The sequence below is a fragment of the Henriciella litoralis genome, assembly GCF_002088935.1.
Classification (GTDB): Bacteria; Pseudomonadota; Alphaproteobacteria; order Caulobacterales; family Hyphomonadaceae; genus Henriciella; species Henriciella litoralis.
In genome coordinates this window covers 128,460-145,507 of sequence record NZ_NCSS01000006.1, presented here as the reverse complement: position 1 = coordinate 145,507, position 17,048 = coordinate 128,460, and the positions used below count along the sequence as shown (strand labels likewise).

Sequence of the window (17,048 nt, the reverse complement as noted above, 5' to 3'; positions counted from 1 at the left end):
CCAGTTACCTTCTACGATCTTATACTTACCCGATAGAGTCTTAAGCTTTGTTTGAATTCACGCCGCGAACTTGCCGGAAAGCGCGGAACATGAGATGAACAAACATGCCAAGCCTGTGCCGGGACTGCTCAACTATCATAGATAGCGATCGTGCAAACTGCAGCAATTGCGGCAGTTCGCGTCTCGTGGCACACGCGCGCCTGCCGGAACTGTCGGTGGCGCATATCGATTGCGACGCCTTCTATGCCGCCATCGAAAAACGAGACAATCCTGACCTGCGCGACAAGCCCGTCATCGTCGGAGGCGGGACACGGGGTGTCGTCGCGACATGCTGCTATATTGCGCGGCTCAACGGTGTTCGATCGGCCATGCCCATGTTCAAGGCCTTGAATGCCTGCCCGGACGCCATCGTCATCAAGCCGGATTTTCGGAAGTATTCGCAAGCGTCCAGAGAAATTCGGGCCAAACTGCAGGATCTGTCGCCGCTGGTTCAGATGGTCAGTATCGATGAAGGCTATATCGATCTCTCCGGGACAGCGCGCCTTCATGAACACGCGCCGGCGTCACTTCTTGCGACCCTCGCCCGGGAGATCGAGTCGGAGGTCGGAATCACAATTTCAATCGGCCTGTCAGCCAACCGGTTCCTCGCCAAGATGGCGAGCGAACTCGACAAGCCCCGCGGCTTTGCCGTGATCGCTCCTGAAGATGCCGAAGCGATTCTCGGGCCGATGCCAATCAATGCGATCCACGGCGTCGGACCAGCCTTCGCCAAACGGCTTGCCCAGGAGGGCTTGCGGCTGATCAGCGATGTGCACCAACGCAGCCGAACCGATCTGATGCGCCGCTTTGGCGAAAGCGGACAGCACCTGTGGGACCGGGCACACGGCATCGACAATCGCCGCGTCTCACCAGACCGTGAGCGCAAATCGGTCTCGGCCGAGCGCACCTTCAATGAAGACATCTCAGACCCAGATCTGCTGGAAGACCGGCTCTGGTCGGTTTGTGAGGAAACCGCGACGCGGGCCAAGGAGCATGGCGTTGCCGGATATGTCGTGACGCTCAAGCTCAAGACAAAAGACTTCCGCTCACTCACCCGCAGCGTGACACTGTCTGATCCGACTCAGCTGGCGCAGACCCTGTTTCGCACCATGCGGCCAGTCCTGGCGCGCGAAACGGCTTCGCGCACACCCTACCGCCTAATAGGCATTGGCATTTCTGATCTTCACCCGGCTGGCGATGACCATGTCGACCTGATTGATCCCGGCGTCGCCAAACGCGCGGCCGCTGAAAGAGCGGTGGATAAAGCGCGCGGAAAATTCGGTGCCAGCGCCGTACAGACGGGCCGCGCCATGCGGCTTGATCACCGAAAACGCAATTGACCCCAGCAATCACCTTGCCCGCAGCTTGCCGGTGCGTCTAAGACGTGTAGCGTCACTTACAAGCTGGAGCGCCCCCCCTTCATGAGCACGCCCGAAGCCAATCTGGTCAAACTCGGAATCACCCTGCCTGAACCCATGAAAGCGGTCGCCAATTACGTGCCCTTCGTCATATCCGGTCAGCATCTCTATGTGTCTGGCCAGGTCAGCACGACGCCGGATGGCCTGATCACCGGCCGTGTCGGAGAGACGATGGACTTGCCGGCCGCACAACAGGCGGCCCGTCGTTGCGGAATCAATCTGCTCGCCCAGTGCAAGGCTGCCGTCGGCGATCTGTCGAAAATCAAGCGTGTCGTGAAACTTGGCGGATTCGTGAATGCGCATGGCCTGTTCACTGACATCCCACAGGTCATCAATGGCTGTTCTGATCTGATGGTGGAAGTATTTGGCGAAAATGGTCGGCATGCCCGTTCTGCCGTCGCCTGCCCGACCTTGCCACTTGGCGTGGCTGTTGAAATTGACGGCGTCTTCGAAATCGAAAACTGAGGTCCGTTTTGGCAACCAGATTCCGACTTAGAGATCATGTCTACGCCCATCGCGGGCTGTGGGCGAAAGACACTCACCCTGAAAACAGCCTGGAAGCGATTCTTGCCGCGGGCGGTGCCGGGCTTGGGTGCGAACTGGATGTGCGGCCTGCCGCCTGTGGCACGCCGGTCGTCTTCCATGACGCCAAACTCGACCGGATGACGGATACGTCTGGCCTTGTCGCAGGCCTGTCTGCCGAAGAGATTACGTCGTTGCCGCTTAAGGGCGGCGGCACAATCCCGACACTGGAACAGGTGCTGGATGCCTGGACGTTCGACACACCCATCCTGATCGAACTGAAGATCGACGGCGAAACCGATGCGGAGGGCTTTACAGCGCTCTGCGCAGAGCTGGTCGAGCGGTTTCAAGGCAAGGCGGCGATGATGAGCTTCAGCCGCCGGGCGCTCTCAGCCATTCCCGATGACATCATGAAGGGCGCGCTCATTCTGCCGAGTGAATTGTCTGAGGATATTACTCTGCAGGCCCTCGTCAGCACCTCTGCAGCGCTGCGGCCAGACTATATTGGCGCGCACACGTCAGATGCGCAGGCCGTCGTCACAAATGCCAGCGACTATGGTCTGCCTGTCGCGATATACACGGTGAGCAATGCCGAAATGGCAGAGCAGCTCAGCGCCCTTCCTGTGGCCCAGATCTTCGAAGGCTTCGATCCGGCCTTTGCCGGACACGCACGCTGACTTACCATCCTCCTCATGGATGACGCCCACTTCAAGATCAGACTGGTGCACGGGCTCAATGAGGTTGACCCGGACGCATGGAATGCGCTCGCCAATCCGCCCGGCCTGGAGTTCGACCCTTTTCTGAGCTGGGAATTTCTGGAGGCGATGGAATCATCCGGTGCGGCCACGCCGCACACCGGCTGGAGCCCGCATCATCTGCTCATTGAATGGGCCGATCAGGGCCTCGTCGGCGCCATGCCGCTCTATCTGAAGACCCATTCGCAAGGCGAGTTCGTCTTCGATCATAGCTGGGCCGATGCCTATGAGCGCGCTGGCGGTCATTACTATCCAAAGCTGCTCTCGGCCGTCCCCTTCACGCCGGTCACAGGTCGACGGCGTCTGGTGCGGCCCGGGGCACCGGATGACGCGCGGATCTCCAACGCCCTGCTCGCAGGCGCCATACAGATCGCGCAGCAGAACGACATTTCATCGCTGCACATCAATTTTATCGAGCGCGAAGACGCCGCCGACATGGATGAGGCGGGCCTGCTTATCCGGACAGACCAGCAGTTTCACTGGCACAATGACGGCTATGAAAGCTTCGATGACTTCCTTGCCGTGCTTTCCTCTTCCAAGCGCAAGAATCTGCGCAAGGAGCGCGCGAAGGCGCAGGAAGGCCTGACCTTTGAGCACATTACGGGCGCTGACATCACAGAGGCTCACTGGGACGCCTTCTACGAATTCTACGTTGACACAGGGTCTCGCAAATGGGGAACGCCCTACCTCAACCGCGAGACTTTCTCGCTGCTGGGCGAGCGCATGTCCGAGCATCTTCTGCTGATATTTGCCATGGAAGATGGCGAGCCGATTGCAGGCGCGCTCAACATGATCGGTGGCAACCGGCTACTTGGGCGTTACTGGGGCACGATCGATCCACGGCCAATGTTGCACTTCGAGACCTGCTATTATCAGGCCATCGATTTCGCGATTGAACGGGGCCTAAAGACGGTCGAGGCGGGCGCGCAAGGCGGCCACAAGCTGGCGCGCGGCTATGTGCCTGAGACGACCTATTCCGCCCACTGGATCGGCCATGAAGGCCTCGCCTCCGCCGTTGAGGAATATCTGGAGCGCGAGCGCCTTATGGTAGAACAGGAAGCAGGCTTTCTACGACAGCGGACACCGTTTAAGAAGGACGGATGAGTTCATCCGTCACGATTCGGCGCTGTGCCAGCCTTCCAGAAGCGGTGATCGTGAACGGCTTGCTGCAGGCGCACGGCATCCCGAGCTCCATCGACAACTATTATCACGCGACAAACCAATGGTGGTACATCCCGGCGCTCGGCGGCGTGGCTGTCAGTGTGCCACAAGCGAATTTCGATGAAGCCCGTCAGTTGATCATTGATCACGCCGCGATGGGACCTGAGCTGATCGAGGAAATCGACGGTCCTTACGAAGAGCCGCGCCGATATGGCGTTTTCGCCATCTGGTTCATGCTGCTTGATTACACATTGCAGATTCCAACCATGCTGCTGAGCGTTCTTTTGGGCAGCATCGTCCTTTTGATTGCACCCTTCATCCCTCAAAGCTGGTGGAAACCAAGTGATGCAAACAACGGCGGATCCTGGATTCCTGATATCGGAGTGGGTGGCCGTTATACGGTAACTAATACCACACTCGAGCCTGAAGGGCTTTTCTTCCTTATTCTGGTTATCCTTGTCTTCCTGGCAGACCGACTGATAAACCCAAGGGAAGAGATCAAGGACGATACGGCATGACCCTTCACGGCAAATACGATCCGGACAACATCTTCGCCAAAATGCTTCGCGGCGATATTCCCTGCGTGAAAGTCTTCGAGGACGATGTCGCGCTGGCCTTTATGGACATCTTTCCGCAGGCCGAAGGTCATACGCTCGTCATTCCCAAGGACGTTGAGGCGCGCAATTTGCTGGAGATGCCGAAGAAGAAGCTCGGCGCCTATATGGAGCGCGTTCAGAAAGTCGCAAAAGCCATCGACAAGGCCCTGAAGCCTGACGGCATCCGTGTCATGCAGTTCAACGGCGCGCCATCAGGCCAGACCGTCTACCACCTGCACTTCCACATCATTCCGGTCGGTGAAGGCCAGTCGATGCGCAGCCATGCCAGCGGCGAACCGGCTGACACAGAAGCGCTGAAAGCGCTCGCTGACAGGATCGCGGCCTACATCTAGGCCGCGCTGGCCGGCCATGGCTGGATTTTGGCCGGCGGCGGGCTTGGCTTGAACTCTGTCTCATCAAGCGCAGCCAAGGCGCGCTCACGGTCGGCGGCATCGAAGCTACCAGTTGTCAGGCAGAATTCGACCATATTGCCGTTCGGGTCGCGCGTATAAACCGAGTGACACCAGTTATGGTCGATCTCAAGTGCATCGAGCCCTGCCCCCGTCCACTTGTCCTTCCAAGCCATCAGCTCGTCCATCGACCGCGCTTCAAATGAAATGTGATTGGTGCCAGCGGGCAGATTGGCGGCCTTGTTCAGATCATGCTGGTGCCGGTCCTGCATCGGCGTGTCGTGCAACTCCCAGAAGGCGATGAACTTCGAATTGTCGCCATTCATCCGGTAGAAGAAGTGCTTGCCCCAACCGCCCTCGCGGATCGGCGCGACCTCCACCTTGACGAGCTCGAACTCCATGATGGTCTCATAGAATTCATGCATGGCCTTCATGTCTTTCGCCGCAAGGGCGAGATGATGATAACTCATAACTTGGTTTCCTCCCTGTCGACCATGGACATCACATCATTATTGCCGTCACCCGGGGCCGCGATCTCGACCACGCGGTCATCCACATCATCATATTCGAGGCGCAGCGCCCGGCTCATGACGGCATGCATCATATAGGTAGAGGTGACATAGGTCAGCTCGAGGATTTCCTCGTCCGACAGCCCGCCTTTCAGCGTCTTGAAGACGCCGTCCGGGACGCGGCCATGCTCTAACACCAAGGCGTCCGTATAAGCCAGAACGGCGCGTTCCAGCTGGCTGAAACAGTCTGCCACGCCCCAGGACGGGATCGCCGCAATCTGCTCTTCGCTGAGGCCGACATCGCGGCTCGCCTTGCAATGCTGTGAGAAGACGAACTGGGAGCCAACGGTGTACCCTGCTCGAGTCTGTCCCAGCTCGCGCAATTTCGGATCCAGCTTACGGGCCTCGGACCGATAGAACTGAAACCCTTTGGTCGTATGCTCGAACGCATCCGGGACGATGTTAAACACGGTCCACCAATTGCCCGGCGTGCCCGTTGCGGTGCCCGGTTCTGTCAACGGGTCTCGGTCACCAAATAGCAGGTCGAAGATCTTGTCCGCCATGGGGCTGCCTTCGCTCCGCCCGGCCTCTTTCAGTCTCGGCATTTTCTTATATCTCCCTTTGCCATCACAAAAGCGATGGTCCAGGGGGTTGGCAATGCCTGACGGTGCGGGAGGCTGGCCGCCCGCCCGGACTTAAAGCCCGAGCTTCTGGCGTAGAATCTGGTTCACGGCGGCGGGATTGGCCTTGCCGCCAGACGCCTTCATGACCTGCCCGACAAACCAGCCCATCGCTTTCGGCTTTTCCTTCACAGACGCCGCCTGCTCTGGATTGTCAGCGATGATCTGGTCGACAATCGCCTCGATCGCGCCGGTATCTGTCACCTGCTTCAGGCCATGCTTCTCGACGATCTCGCCCGGGGCACCTTCGCCATCGATCATGCGCGCGAACACGTCCTTGGCGATTTTGCCGGAAATCGTGTCGTCCGAAATCAGATCGACCAGTTCGCCGAGCTGCGCCGCTGAGACTGGGCTGTCGGACAGCTCAAGGTCTTCGCGGTTGAGATAGCCGAACAGCTCCTGGCTCACCCAGTTGGCGGCCAGCTTCGCATCGCGCCCCTTGGCAACGGCTTCAAAGAAGGCCGCGCGTTCGGCATCTGCTGTCAGCACGCCGGCATCATAGCGCGACAGGCCGTACTCGCTCTCAAAGCGCGCACGTTTCTCGTCCGGCAGTTCCGGCAGATTCTTGCGGATGTTCTCGATGAATTCGTCATCGATCTCCAGCGGCAGCAGGTCGGGGTCCGGGAAGTAGCGATAGTCATGCGCGTCTTCCTTGGACCGCATGCTCCGGGTCTCGCCCTTGTTCGGGTCAAACAGACGGGTTTCCTGATCCACCGTGCCGCCGCCTTCGATAATTTCGATCTGGCGACGCGCTTCATATTCGATGGCCTGCTGGATGAAGCGGAACGAATTCATGTTCTTCAGCTCGCAGCGCGTGCCGAGATGGCCGAAGTCGCCCGTCTCGCGGAACTTGTCGTACCCGCCCGGCCGGCAGACCGAAACGTTCACATCCGCGCGCAGATTGCCCTTTTCCATGTCGCCGTCACACGTACCGAGCGCGACCACGATGGATTTGAGCTTCTTCACATAGGCGGCCGCTTCCAGAGGTGTGCGCACATCCGGCTTCGACACGATCTCCATCAGCGCCACACCAGAGCGGTTGAGGTCCACATAGGTCGCGTCAGGCGCCATGTCGTGGATCGACTTGCCGGCATCCTGCTCCAGGTGAAGCCGCTCAATGCGGACCGGGAAGGTGTAGGCCGGGTCGCCATGCGCCGGCTCAACGTCCACTTCGATCTCGCCTTCGCCGACAATCGGGAATTCGAACTGGCTGATCTGATAGCCCTGAGGCAGGTCAGGATAAAAATAGTTCTTCCGGTCGAACCGCGAGAATTTGTTGATCTGCGCCTTGAGGCCAAGCCCGGTGCGAACCGCTTGCTCGACGCATTTGCGGTTGATCACCGGCAGCATGCCCGGCATGGCAGCGTCGACCAGCGACACATTGCAGTTGGGATCAGCGCCAAACTCCGTCGACGCACCTGAGAACAGCTTGGCGTTCGACGCCACCTGCGCATGGACTTCGAGGCCCATCACAAGTTCCCAGTCTCCGGTCTCGCCTTTCAGCGTATAGGTGGCACGTTCGGACATAGTTCGTTCCCGCAATCAAATCAGTTCGTGGGGCGTTTAAGCATAGCTTCAACGGGCTTGCCATAGGCTGGCATGCGCAATAGCGCGCGGTCTACTCGCCGCGCTGTTGCGCTTTCTTCTGAGCCGCCGCAACCCGCGCCTTACGAGCCGCCATGCGGTCCTTGATATTATTGCTGAGACGGCTCGGCGTTTCAGCCTCTTCCGCCTTGCGTTCGCGCCGGTATTGGATGCGCTCAATGAACACCGCGCCGCGAATCGAAATGTAGAGCCCTGCCAGAACGGCCGCGAGCCAGTACATCCGCGTGCGCGGGTGGAACGGGTCAACACCCTGCGACCAGGCCATCGTTAAGATCAGCAACAGCATGCAGACGAAGGAGATGGCGATGTAGACAAAGGTTCTGGCTTTTCTGGACATGTTCCAACTCTAGCGCGGCGGCGTCAGCTCGTCACGATCACAGATGCGTTAGAGGCTGTCCTTCTTGTCTTCCCCGTCATCAGCGATGGGAAGAAGCGGGAACAGCACGAGAAATAGCGCGAACAGGAACAGAAGAGTCGGCAGAACAAACCGGCCAGCCCCCTGTTCGCCCCCCGTCTCGGCGTAGATGAGCTGAATTGCCAGCCCACCAATCAGCACAGCCAGCGGCCACCTGATCCAGCGCTCTCGGAAAATAGGCAGTCCAAAAACGGCTAAGACGATGCGCTCAGGAAAGCTGCGATGACCGCGACCAGACATGGCCGCAGCCTACCACCACTTCTCCGGCTTCGCGACAAAGCCCGCCGCCGTCTCAATCGCCCCGGCCACACGCAGACAGGTCGCCTCATCCAGCGCCTTGCCCAACACCTGTAGACCAAGCGGCAGGCCCTGCTTGTCGAGCGCGGCGGGCACCGAAATGCCCGGCAGGCCGGCAAGGTTCGCCGTCACGGTGAAGATGTCATTCAGATACATCTGAACCGGGTCTGCCTTCTCGCCATAGGCAAAGGCGGCGGACGGACAAGTTGGCGTCAGAAGCGCATCACAAGTCTTGAATACTTCCTTGAAGTCATTCAAGATTTTCGTTCTGACTTTCTGCGCGCGCAGATAGTAGGCGTCGTAATAGCCGGACGAGAGCACATAGGTGCCGATCATCAGGCGGCGCTGCACTTCAGTGCCAAACCCTTGAGACCGCGTGCCCTCATAGGTGTTGACCAGATTGTCGGCGTCGACGCGCGCGCCGTAACGCATGCCGTCATAACGCGCGAGGTTGGATGAAGCCTCTGCAGGCGCCACGATGTAATAGGCGGGCAGCGCGTATTTCGTATGCGGCAGTGAGACGTCGACGATCTCTGCGCCTTGCGCCTTCAGCCAGTCGATCCCCTGGCTCCAGAGCGCTTCAATCTCTTCAGGCATATTGTCGACGCGGTACTCTTTCGGAATACCAATCTTCATGCCTTTCACGCCCTGCTTGACGCTGTCACGCCAGGCCGGCACAGGCTCTGGCAGGGATGTAGAATCCTTCGGGTCATGTCCGCACATCGCTTCCAGCAGGATGGCGCTATCTTCGACCGTCTTCGCAATCGGCCCGGCCTGATCGAGCGACGAGGCAAAGGCGACCATGCCATAGCGGCTGGCACGGCCATAAGTTGGCTTGATGCCGACCGTACCGGTAAAGCTCGCTGGCTGGCGGATAGAGCCACCGGTGTCCGAAGCAGTTGCGCCAAGGCAGAGGTCAGCCGCAACTGCTGCCGCAGACCCACCAGACGAGCCGCCAGGCGTCAGCGTCTGATTGGAGCCGTCACGCCGCCATGGATTGGCAGGCGGGCCAAAGCGCGAGGTCTCGTTCGACGAGCCCATGGCGAACTCGTCCATGTTGAGCTTGCCCAGCATGACAGCGCCGCGATCCCAGAGCTGCTGCGTCACGCTCGATTCGTAGGTCGGCGTGAACTCGCCAAGGATTTCCGAACACGCGGTCGTGCGCACGCCCTTGGTGCAGTAAAGATCCTTGATACCGAGGGGCGCGCCTTCAAGCACGCCGCCCTCGCCTGCCGCGATCCGCTTGTCGGAGGCAGCCGCCATCTCAAGCGCCTTCTCCGGCGTCTTCACCACATAGGCGTTGATCGTGTCATTCGACGCTTCAATGGCGTCGACGAAAGCCTGTGTGATCTCCACCGAGGAAAAAGCCTTGGAGTTGAGGCCATCCAGAGCAGCGGCGAGCGTCAGTTTAGTAAGGTCAGTCATGTTGCGTTCATCTGTCCGCTAATAGCATTGCGCCTTCGTATGCAGCGCCAGCCGCAAAGTTCAAGTCCCGATGACTGAAGACACCGGAATGAATGTAACGGTTGGGCGGTGCGACGTGGTAGTATCACTCGTTATGTGGGGGACACTTTAGGGGACCTACAGATCGGAGAAATGATGACCAATCTTCTGAAACCCATAATGCTCGCGACTGCGACGGTAGCAATTCTTGGTGCCTGCTCTACAGCGCCCGCCGCTGACGAAAAGGCCGATGAGTGGCGAAGCGATGCGCGTCTTGGTGAACGCGTAGATCGTATCTGCTTTCGCTCAAGCATCGACAATTTTGGCCAAACAACCCGCAATAGCGTTGTCGTCGAGCGAGGCGTCAACGACACCTATCTCATTGAGACATCGGGTTACTGCCGTGATCTCAAGAATGCCCTGTCGCTGTCATTCGACAGTTTCCCGGGGTCAGGCTGTGTGACCACAGGCGACAGTCTCTACGCTTATGACAGTGTGTTCGGCCCGGACGAAACAAGCATTCCGTCCATCCAGTGCCCTATTCGGGCCATCTACAAATGGGATGAGGACGCCGTCGAAGAGGATGCCTCAGAATAGCGTCCGACAAACGCCAGACCGCGATCTGCTACTCGACTGACCGAGGGACCACGAAGAAACCATCTTCGCTCTTCGGCGCATTGGCGAGAACCTGATCGCGAATATCACCGTCGGTGACGACATCGTCGCGAAGCGGCAATGTCGCATCGACGACTGATGTCATAGGCTCAATGCCTTCGACATCGACTTCGTTCAGCTGTTCGATCCATCCCATAATGGCGGTCAGCTCGCTGGCCAGCGGCTCAAGACGGTCTTCCGAAACGGCGATACGCGACAGGCGCGCAACCTTGCGGACATCATCCTTTGTAACACTCATGGGCTCGTCTCCAATCGACAAGTGGACCGGATACGCGCTAGGCAAGCCAAATTCAAGTGAGGGCCACACTGGCTGCCATGTCCGTTATAGATCTCTTCGCCCTGCCCACCTACGGCACGCTTGTCGGCATTGATCCCGGCTCGAAAACGCTCGGCATTGCCGCCTGCGATGCATCGCGCCTCATCGCCTCTCCCGTCGAGACCATAAAAAAGGGCCGTAAGCTTGGTCCGAGCCTCGACCGGCTAGTCGCTATCATCGACGAGCGCCGCGCGGTCGGCCTTGTGATTGGCCTGCCACTTAACATGGACGGTACAGCAGGCCCGCGCGTTCAGTCGGCTAAGGCCCTCGCCCGCAATATTCTAGAACGCCGCGACTTGCCCATCGCCTTTCAGGACGAGCGGCTGACAAGTTCTGAAGCCGAGCGGGCCATGATCGCCGCAGACCTGTCGCGCGCGCGCCGGGCCGAGCTTATTGACGCGTCGGCCGCTGCGATCATTCTACAGACCGCCATCGATCGGCTGGCCAACGCCTCATGAGCAGTTTTCTCGCCGCGCTCATCCCCGTTATTCTGGTCGTTGCCATTGGCCGGTTTCTGAGCTGGCGAAACATTATCCCGGATGAAGGCTGGCGATCGATTGAACGGCTGGCCTATGTGCTGCTCTTCCCTGCCCTGATTATTCGAGCGCTGGCCAATGCGCCGTTTGAGACCGCGCCGTGGAAACTCGCGGTTGTTCTCATCGGCGCGCAATGCCTGCTTGGCGCAATTGGTCTGCTCGCCCGATTCTGGCCGGAGATTTCCCGCCCGGCCATCGGCAGCATCATCCAGTCCAATGTCCGCTGGAACACCTTCGTCGCGCTCTCACTCGGCAGCGCGATGTTCGGGGATGAAGGTCTTGCCCTCGTGACCATCGCTGCCGCCGCCATGATCCCTACCGCTAACATCCTCAGCGTCACTGCGCTGACGACGCATGCCGACCGCACCGACGTGCCCAAGCGCAATCCGGTGGCTGAACTTGTGCGCAACCCGCTGATCATCGCTTGCGTCATTGGTGGTATTCTCGCGGTGACGAAGCTTCCGATCCCGCCCTTGATCGACACGTCCATGCAGCTTCTGGCGCAGGGCACCATCGCGCTCGGCCTGCTCAGCGCGGGCGCAGGCATGGACATTGGCGCCCTGAAACGAGCTCGCGTCAGAACACTGACCTGGTCTCTGGTACGCCTGCTCCTTCTTCCCGCGCTCGCAATTGTCGGCGCACTGCTGATCGGGCTCACCGGCGTCCCGCTCGCCATCGCAATTATCTGCGCGTCCGTACCAACGGCGACCAATTGCTACATTCTGGCCCGCCAGCTGGGGGGTGACGCGCCGCTTGCTGCCAATCTGATTGCGGTACAGACCGTCCTCTCGGTTTTCACCATGCCCGCGATCTGGTTTGCCTGTATCGCAGCTGGACTGATCTAAGCGGTCGTTGCACCTCTTGCTCCCTGCCTGAATCGCGCTTAAACCGCCAAAAATCGAAAGGCAGGACATGGCCATTCCAGGCTACAGCTACGAGTTCAGTCACGACCATCTGTTGAGCATTGAGGATTTGTCCCGGCTCGACATCGAACATATTCTCGATCTTTCCGAAGAGTTTGCCGAAGCGACCCGCGCCGGTCGTCGGCCAGAACCGCATCTAAAGAACATGACGGTGATCAATCTCTTCTTCGAGAATTCCACCCGCACCATGTCCAGCTTCGAGATCGCAGCCAAACGGCTCGGCGCGGACGTGATCGCCATGCCTGTTGCACAATCCAGCGTCAAAAAGGGTGAAACCCTGATCGACACCGCCATGACGCTGAACGCCATGGCCCCGGACGCCATCGTCATTCGGCACTCGGCCTCGGGCGGCGTGAAGCTGCTTTCCCGCAAGGTCGATTGCGCCGTTATCAATGCTGGCGACGGCACTCACCAGCATCCGACACAAGGTCTGCTCGATACGCTCACCATCAGGCGCGCCAAGGGCCGGATTGAGGGCCTCAAGGTCACCATTTGCGGTGACATCCTCCACTCGCGCGTCGCCCGCTCAACCACGCTGGCGCTGCATTTACTCGGCGCGGAAGTCACCCTGTGCGGTCCCGCAACGCTCATGCCGTCGGGCACTGAAACCTGGGGCGCCGCGCGCGCCATGAATGACTTCGATGCGGCCATAAAGGGCGCTGACGTTGTCATGATGCTTCGCCTACAACTTGAACGGATGAACGGAGCGTACCTGCCGAGCCAGCGCGAGTATTTCCGCAATTTCGGCCTGACGCAGGAGCGCCTGAAAACGGCCGCGCCCGACGCCATCGTAATGCATCCCGGCCCGATGAACCGGGGCGTCGAGATTGAAAGCGCTGTTGCCGATGGCGACCGGTCTGTGATCACCGAACAGGTCGAGATGGGGGTCGCGGTGCGCGAAGCTGTCCTGAAGCTACTGGCCGGGAGACGCGTATGACCCGCACCGCGATTACGAATGCGCGCCTGCTCTGCCCTGCGGGCAATATCGACACGATAGGCACACTGGTCATCGAAGACGGCATGATCCTGTCTGTCGGCAAAGCGGCCACGAATGCTGACCAGACGATAGATGCCAATGGCCTCTGCCTTGCGCCAGGCCTGATTGATCTGCGCGTAAAGACCGGTGAACCTGGCTCCGAGCAGAAAGAGACGCTCGCGACCGCCTCCAGGTCGGCCCTCGCGGGCGGTGTAACCAGTATGGTCGTCATGCCGGATACAAACCCGGTGATCGATGATGTCGCCCTCGTCCAGTTTATCGCCAATCGCGGACGGGAAACCGCACGCACACGTGTTTATCCTGCGGGTGCTTTGACCAAGGGTCTTGCGGGCGATGCGATGGCCGAGATCGGGATGATGCGGGGCTCCGGCGCTGTCTTCTTCACCAATGGTGACATGCCGGTTGAGAATGCTTCCATGCTGCGACGGACAATGGGCTATGCGGCGAGCTGTGATGCCATCGTCTCGAGCCGGGCGAATGATCACGCGCTCGGCCAGTCCGGCGTTATGAACGCCGGCGCCGTTGCGGCCCGCATGGGTCTTGGTGGCCTGCCCCGCGAGGCCGAATGGATCGGCCTGTCACGGGATCTACTGCTCGCGGAAGCGACAGGATGCACTCTGCTAGTCGATCAGGTCTCTACCGCGCGCAGCATCGAGATGATCAAGTCGGCCCGCGACCGGGGCGTCAAAGCTTATGTCAGCGTCGCCGCTCACCACCTCTTCTTCAACGAACTCGATGTCGGCGACTACCTCACCTATTGTAAGGTCAATCCGCCCTTCCGGACCGAGAATGACCGTCAAGCGTTGATCGAGGCATTGGCCGATGGCGAAATCGACGCCGTTGTTTCAGCGCACGACCCTCAGCCGCCGGAAGAAAAGCGCCTGCCATTCGGCGAAGCGGCCTTTGGTGCGGCTGGTCTCGAGACGGTCCTCTCGGCGCTTCTGGCCCTTGTTCAGGATGACCGCCTCAGCCTGCTGGATGCCCTGCGCCCGGTCACAAGCTCACCGGCTCACATTATCGGCCAGCCACAAGGACGCCTTGCAGAAGGCGCGCCAGCCGACTTCATCCTGTTCGACCCGGAGAAGCCCTGGCTGTGCGAGCGTGAAAACCTTGTATCGCGCTCCCTCAACTCGCCGTTTGACGGGCGCCGCATGGTTGGCCGCGTAATGCAGACCTATGTCGGCGGAGAGCAGGTTTTTAGTCGCTAACCGGTTTCGCCAATGAGAGACAGAAAGCGCTGATGCAGCGCCGTCCTGTCGATCGTTACCTGGCGCGTCATCACATCGAATTCTGTCCCGCGGCACACAGTGAGCAAGAGGTTTGCGGTCGCGCGCGGTGTCTTCGCCTGCATATCGGTCAGCGCTTCCTCAACCCGGCGCTCGAGCAATCTCGACCATGAGCCAACCTCATCCAGCAAGGCGGCATCGCGTTGCGCATGGCTGACCATCGCATATTCAAGGCGGGCGAGCTCTGACGTTTCAGGGGATGTTGTCGCCAGCGTCACAAGAAAACGCGCAACATCCTCCGCGCTCATCAGGGGACGGGCTTCCAGTGCAGCGTCGAGCCCGGCTTTGTAGTCGTCCATGTACAGGCGGAAGGCTTCGCGGACCAAAGTATCAATCGAATCGAAATGATAAGTCACCGTGCCCGGTGAGACGCTCGCGGCATCTGCAACCAATCGATGGGTAATGCGGTCACTTCCGTGCGACGGGACGAGGTCAATCGTCGTTCGCAGGATTTTCTCGCGCGCCGGCATCTCTTCCATAGGGTCGGTTTCTGCTGTCATGGCCAACACATTAGAGCGAATACGCGCAGCAAGCGAGTAGTCTCTCCTGCTGCGCGAAACCGGTCAGAATGTTAGCGCTGAGCCGACCGAGCTTGACGCAGACAGGTGCGGCGAACACAACAAGACGCGGCGTTCCGGTTGCCGGTCATCTGTTTCGAGGACTTCACAGAATGGAATACTTGCACTTCTCGCTCGCGGCGATTGTCGGCTATCTGTTCGGGTCCATACCCTTTGGCCTGTTCATTACGCGGGCCGCCGGACTGGGCGACATCCGCCAGGTCGGGTCAGGCAATATCGGCGCGACCAATGTGCTTCGGACCGGTCGGAAGGATCTCGCGCTCGCCACTTTGCTGCTCGACAGCTTCAAGGCCGGGCTGGCCGTTCTGCTTTTCTGGATGATCTTCGGCCGGAATGTCGGCCTGATCGCTGGCTTCGCCGCGTTTATCGGACATTGCTATCCAGTCTGGCTCGGCTTCAAGGGCGGCAAGGGCGTTGCGACCTATGTCGGTCTGCTTGTGTTTGCGTCGTTAAAAGGCCTCATCATTGCCTTCCCGGTCTGGATCATCGTGTTTCTCCTGTTCCGGATTTCATCGCTCGCCGCGCTCTGCGCTGCCGCGCTCGTCCCGATCGGCGCGCTCCTGCTTGGCGAAACTCACTTTGCTGTCCTGGTCCTGTTCGCGCTGAGCCTTCTGGTGTTCTGGACGCACAGGGCAAACCTCTCCCGCCTGTTGAAAGGCACAGAGCCGAGGTTTGGGCAGAAGAAGCAGGCTGACGCCGAATGACGGGCCGGCTTGACGATGCGGCGCGCTGCGACTGGATCGCTCTGGCGCGCGCCCCGAAAGTCGGTCCGGTTACGTTCTTCCAGCTAATCGCTAAATTCGGAGACCCCGGCCGCGCTATCAAGGCAATGCCGGGCCTTTCAGCTGATCGCGATAGCGCCGCAACAGAACTGGATGAAAGCCGTGCTCTCGGCGCAGACATCATCTGCGCCGGCGAAGACATCTATCCGGAGTTGCTCAACGAATTGTCGCCGCCGCCTCCCGTCATTTCCATCAAGGGCAACGCTGAGCTGTTTGAGCGGCCCACAATCGCCCTCGTCGGCGCAAGGGACGCATCCGCCGCTGGTCGCAAGCTTGCCCGGATGATCGCGCGTGATCTCGGCGCCGGCGGCCTCGTCACAGCATCAGGAATGGCGCGCGGCATAGACGGCGAAGTCCACGCAGCTAGCCTCGAGACCGGCACAATCGCTGTCCTGGCGGGCGGCGTAGACCAGATATATCCGCCGCAACATGCCGAACTCTATCACGAGATCTGCGCCCAGGGCCTCATCGTTTCGGAACGCGCCCTCGGGCACCGCGCAACGGCAAGAGACTTCCCGCGCCGCAACCGCATCATCACCGGGCTGGCCATCGGCACGGTCGTGATCGAAGCGGCTGAACGCTCCGGCTCGCTGATCTCCGCTCGGATGGCGGGGGAACAGGGCCGCGAGGTCATGGCCGTTCCGGGGTCACCGCTGGACGCGCGCGCCGCCGGAACGAATCGCCTGCTGCGCAATGGCGCAACACTGGTTCGCGACGCTGCGGACATCATTGAGGCCGTATCGACGCAAATCGATCGCGCCGATGTCTTTGTGCAACAGACTTTGCCACTTGATGGCACGCCGGTCGAGACACAAGACGACGACCAAATGGTGGCCCGAATTCTCGAAGCCCTGTCGCCAACCCCAATGCCTATTGCAGAAATCGCACGTGCCAGCGGGTGTTCGGCGCGCGAATGCGCGGCAAGGCTGATGGAGCTTGAGCTTGACGGGGTCGCTCTGACACATGCTGGCGGGCTGGCGTCCAGAGCCTGATGTGCAGGCCGATGGATGATATCTAGGCAACATGGCTCGGTGAATTCCCTGAAATCATGCCGACTTGTTATAGACGCCGCGAAACTGGACGCTTATGCGAAATACTGAGACTC

Annotated in this window: 21 protein-coding genes; 13 read left to right on the top strand and 8 right to left on the bottom strand. The window is 59.8% G+C overall.

The window, feature by feature from the left end; genetic code table 11:
- The first annotated feature begins 104 nt into the window (after nt 1-104).
- From B8783_RS04355 to B8783_RS04330, 6 genes are all read left to right on the top strand, one after another.
- On the top strand, nt 105-1,379 hold the full coding sequence (locus B8783_RS04355; RefSeq protein WP_084418563.1) for a DNA polymerase IV: 1,275 nt from the start codon (nt 105-107) through the stop codon (nt 1,377-1,379).
- A gap of 81 nt (nt 1,380-1,460) precedes the next feature.
- Nucleotides 1,461-1,922: a RidA family protein gene (locus B8783_RS04350; RefSeq protein WP_084418562.1), complete on the top strand. Its 462-nt coding sequence runs from the start codon at nt 1,461-1,463 to the stop codon at nt 1,920-1,922.
- 8 nt (nt 1,923-1,930) lie between these two features.
- Nucleotides 1,931-2,656, top strand: a complete 726-nt coding sequence (locus B8783_RS04345; RefSeq protein WP_169711703.1) for a glycerophosphodiester phosphodiesterase family protein — start codon at nt 1,931-1,933, stop codon at nt 2,654-2,656.
- Between the two features lie 15 nt (nt 2,657-2,671).
- A complete protein-coding gene (locus B8783_RS04340; RefSeq protein WP_084418560.1) occupies nt 2,672-3,838 on the top strand; it encodes a GNAT family N-acetyltransferase in 1,167 nt (388 codons plus the stop codon).
- Nucleotides 3,835-4,413: a putative signal transducing protein gene (locus B8783_RS04335; protein WP_084418559.1), complete on the top strand. Its 579-nt coding sequence runs from the start codon at nt 3,835-3,837 to the stop codon at nt 4,411-4,413. The genes B8783_RS04340 and B8783_RS04335 overlap by 4 nt, the downstream gene beginning before the upstream one ends.
- Entirely contained in the window at nt 4,410-4,844 is a 435-nt protein-coding gene (locus B8783_RS04330) for an HIT family protein (RefSeq protein WP_084418558.1), read from the top strand. The genes B8783_RS04335 and B8783_RS04330 overlap by 4 nt, the downstream gene beginning before the upstream one ends.
- On the opposite strand, the gene B8783_RS04325 is transcribed toward B8783_RS04330, so the two are convergent.
- From B8783_RS04325 to gatA, 6 genes are all read right to left on the bottom strand, one after another.
- Complete coding sequence (locus B8783_RS04325; protein ID WP_084418557.1) at nt 4,841-5,371, bottom strand: VOC family protein; 531 nt, start codon at nt 5,369-5,371, stop codon at nt 4,841-4,843. The two genes, B8783_RS04330 and B8783_RS04325, sit on opposite strands and share 4 nt — an antisense overlap.
- Nucleotides 5,368-6,015 carry a carboxymuconolactone decarboxylase family protein gene (locus B8783_RS04320; protein ID WP_084418556.1) on the bottom strand — a complete coding sequence of 216 codons (648 nt, stop codon included), beginning with the start codon at nt 6,013-6,015 and terminating at the stop codon, nt 5,368-5,370. Before B8783_RS04320 ends, B8783_RS04325 begins: the two co-directional genes overlap by 4 nt.
- Nucleotides 6,016-6,105: 90 nt before the next feature.
- Nucleotides 6,106-7,617, bottom strand: coding sequence for an Asp-tRNA(Asn)/Glu-tRNA(Gln) amidotransferase subunit GatB (gene gatB / locus B8783_RS04315; RefSeq protein WP_084418555.1), 1,512 nt, complete (start codon nt 7,615-7,617; stop codon nt 6,106-6,108).
- A gap of 91 nt (nt 7,618-7,708) precedes the next feature.
- Nucleotides 7,709-8,032, bottom strand: coding sequence for a hypothetical protein (locus B8783_RS04310; protein ID WP_084418554.1), 324 nt, complete (start codon nt 8,030-8,032; stop codon nt 7,709-7,711).
- A gap of 48 nt (nt 8,033-8,080) precedes the next feature.
- The gene (locus B8783_RS04305; RefSeq protein WP_084418553.1) at nt 8,081-8,350 is read right to left on the bottom strand and encodes a hypothetical protein; all 270 of its coding nucleotides are present in this window, start codon (nt 8,348-8,350) and stop codon (nt 8,081-8,083) included.
- Nucleotides 8,351-8,359: 9 nt separating this feature from the next.
- Nucleotides 8,360-9,832 carry an Asp-tRNA(Asn)/Glu-tRNA(Gln) amidotransferase subunit GatA gene (gatA, locus tag B8783_RS04300; RefSeq protein ID WP_084418552.1) on the bottom strand — a complete coding sequence of 491 codons (1,473 nt, stop codon included), beginning with the start codon at nt 9,830-9,832 and terminating at the stop codon, nt 8,360-8,362.
- A 171-nt stretch (nt 9,833-10,003) separates the two neighbouring features.
- On the opposite strand from gatA, the gene B8783_RS04295 reads away from it, so the two are divergent.
- A complete protein-coding gene (locus tag B8783_RS04295; protein WP_084418551.1) occupies nt 10,004-10,447 on the top strand; it encodes a DUF6491 family protein in 444 nt (147 codons plus the stop codon).
- 28 nt (nt 10,448-10,475) lie between these two features.
- On the opposite strand, the gene gatC is transcribed toward B8783_RS04295, so the two are convergent.
- Nucleotides 10,476-10,763: an Asp-tRNA(Asn)/Glu-tRNA(Gln) amidotransferase subunit GatC gene (gatC, locus tag B8783_RS04290; protein WP_084418550.1), complete on the bottom strand. Its 288-nt coding sequence runs from the start codon at nt 10,761-10,763 to the stop codon at nt 10,476-10,478.
- Between the two features lie 77 nt (nt 10,764-10,840).
- Between gatC and ruvX the strand changes: the two genes are divergently transcribed.
- The 4 genes from ruvX to pyrC all read left to right on the top strand — a co-directional run bounded on the left by ruvX (nt 10,841) and on the right by pyrC (nt 14,505).
- Nucleotides 10,841-11,299, top strand: a complete 459-nt coding sequence (gene ruvX / locus B8783_RS04285; RefSeq protein WP_084418549.1) for a Holliday junction resolvase RuvX — start codon at nt 10,841-10,843, stop codon at nt 11,297-11,299.
- A complete protein-coding gene (locus B8783_RS04280; RefSeq protein ID WP_084418548.1) occupies nt 11,296-12,222 on the top strand; it encodes an AEC family transporter in 927 nt (308 codons plus the stop codon). The genes ruvX and B8783_RS04280 overlap by 4 nt, the downstream gene beginning before the upstream one ends.
- A 67-nt stretch (nt 12,223-12,289) precedes the next feature.
- Nucleotides 12,290-13,237, top strand: a complete 948-nt coding sequence (locus B8783_RS04275; RefSeq protein WP_084418547.1) for an aspartate carbamoyltransferase catalytic subunit — start codon at nt 12,290-12,292, stop codon at nt 13,235-13,237.
- A complete protein-coding gene (gene pyrC / locus B8783_RS04270) occupies nt 13,234-14,505 on the top strand; it encodes a dihydroorotase (RefSeq protein ID WP_084418546.1) in 1,272 nt (423 codons plus the stop codon). The genes B8783_RS04275 and pyrC overlap by 4 nt, the downstream gene beginning before the upstream one ends.
- Here the strand turns inward: pyrC and B8783_RS04265 are convergent.
- Entirely contained in the window at nt 14,502-15,083 is a 582-nt protein-coding gene (locus tag B8783_RS04265; protein ID WP_139792242.1) for a TetR/AcrR family transcriptional regulator, read from the bottom strand. The two genes, pyrC and B8783_RS04265, sit on opposite strands and share 4 nt — an antisense overlap.
- Nucleotides 15,084-15,253: 170 nt before the next feature.
- On the opposite strand from B8783_RS04265, the gene plsY reads away from it, so the two are divergent.
- Both plsY and dprA read left to right on the top strand, forming a co-directional pair.
- Nucleotides 15,254-15,865 carry a glycerol-3-phosphate 1-O-acyltransferase PlsY gene (gene plsY, locus B8783_RS04260; RefSeq protein WP_139792241.1) on the top strand — a complete coding sequence of 204 codons (612 nt, stop codon included), beginning with the start codon at nt 15,254-15,256 and terminating at the stop codon, nt 15,863-15,865.
- Entirely contained in the window at nt 15,862-16,935 is a 1,074-nt protein-coding gene (dprA, locus tag B8783_RS04255) for a DNA-processing protein DprA (RefSeq protein ID WP_084418544.1), read from the top strand. The genes plsY and dprA overlap by 4 nt, the downstream gene beginning before the upstream one ends.
- The last annotated feature ends 113 nt before the right edge of the window (nt 16,936-17,048 follow it).

Excerpts from the sequence above, each read along its gene's own strand:
- B8783_RS04305 (WP_084418553.1), bottom strand. The coding sequence starts at position 8,350 with ATGTCTGGTCGCGGTCATCGCAGCTTTCCTGAGCGCATCGTCTTAGCC.
- B8783_RS04340 (WP_084418560.1), top strand. The coding sequence starts at position 2,672 with ATGGATGACGCCCACTTCAAGATCAGACTGGTGCACGGGCTCAATGAG.
- B8783_RS04320 (WP_084418556.1), bottom strand. The coding sequence starts at position 6,015 with ATGCCGAGACTGAAAGAGGCCGGGCGGAGCGAAGGCAGCCCCATGGCG.
- B8783_RS04335 (WP_084418559.1), top strand. The coding sequence starts at position 3,835 with ATGAGTTCATCCGTCACGATTCGGCGCTGTGCCAGCCTTCCAGAAGCG.
- B8783_RS04325 (WP_084418557.1), bottom strand. The coding sequence starts at position 5,371 with ATGAGTTATCATCATCTCGCCCTTGCGGCGAAAGACATGAAGGCCATG.
- B8783_RS04280 (WP_084418548.1), top strand. The coding sequence starts at position 11,296 with ATGAGCAGTTTTCTCGCCGCGCTCATCCCCGTTATTCTGGTCGTTGCC.
- B8783_RS04295 (WP_084418551.1), top strand. The coding sequence starts at position 10,004 with ATGATGACCAATCTTCTGAAACCCATAATGCTCGCGACTGCGACGGTA.
- dprA (WP_084418544.1), top strand. The coding sequence starts at position 15,862 with ATGACGGGCCGGCTTGACGATGCGGCGCGCTGCGACTGGATCGCTCTG.
- B8783_RS04355 (WP_084418563.1), top strand. The coding sequence starts at position 105 with ATGCCAAGCCTGTGCCGGGACTGCTCAACTATCATAGATAGCGATCGT.
- pyrC (WP_084418546.1), top strand. The coding sequence starts at position 13,234 with ATGACCCGCACCGCGATTACGAATGCGCGCCTGCTCTGCCCTGCGGGC.
- B8783_RS04350 (WP_084418562.1), top strand. The coding sequence starts at position 1,461 with ATGAGCACGCCCGAAGCCAATCTGGTCAAACTCGGAATCACCCTGCCT.
- gatA (WP_084418552.1), bottom strand. The coding sequence starts at position 9,832 with ATGACTGACCTTACTAAACTGACGCTCGCCGCTGCTCTGGATGGCCTC.
- B8783_RS04275 (WP_084418547.1), top strand. The coding sequence starts at position 12,290 with ATGGCCATTCCAGGCTACAGCTACGAGTTCAGTCACGACCATCTGTTG.
- B8783_RS04330 (WP_084418558.1), top strand. The coding sequence starts at position 4,410 with ATGACCCTTCACGGCAAATACGATCCGGACAACATCTTCGCCAAAATG.
- gatB (WP_084418555.1), bottom strand. The coding sequence starts at position 7,617 with ATGTCCGAACGTGCCACCTATACGCTGAAAGGCGAGACCGGAGACTGG.
- B8783_RS04310 (WP_084418554.1), bottom strand. The coding sequence starts at position 8,032 with ATGTCCAGAAAAGCCAGAACCTTTGTCTACATCGCCATCTCCTTCGTC.
- plsY (WP_139792241.1), top strand. The coding sequence starts at position 15,254 with ATGGAATACTTGCACTTCTCGCTCGCGGCGATTGTCGGCTATCTGTTC.
- gatC (WP_084418550.1), bottom strand. The coding sequence starts at position 10,763 with ATGAGTGTTACAAAGGATGATGTCCGCAAGGTTGCGCGCCTGTCGCGT.
- ruvX (WP_084418549.1), top strand. The coding sequence starts at position 10,841 with ATGTCCGTTATAGATCTCTTCGCCCTGCCCACCTACGGCACGCTTGTC.
- B8783_RS04265 (WP_139792242.1), bottom strand. The coding sequence starts at position 15,083 with ATGACAGCAGAAACCGACCCTATGGAAGAGATGCCGGCGCGCGAGAAA.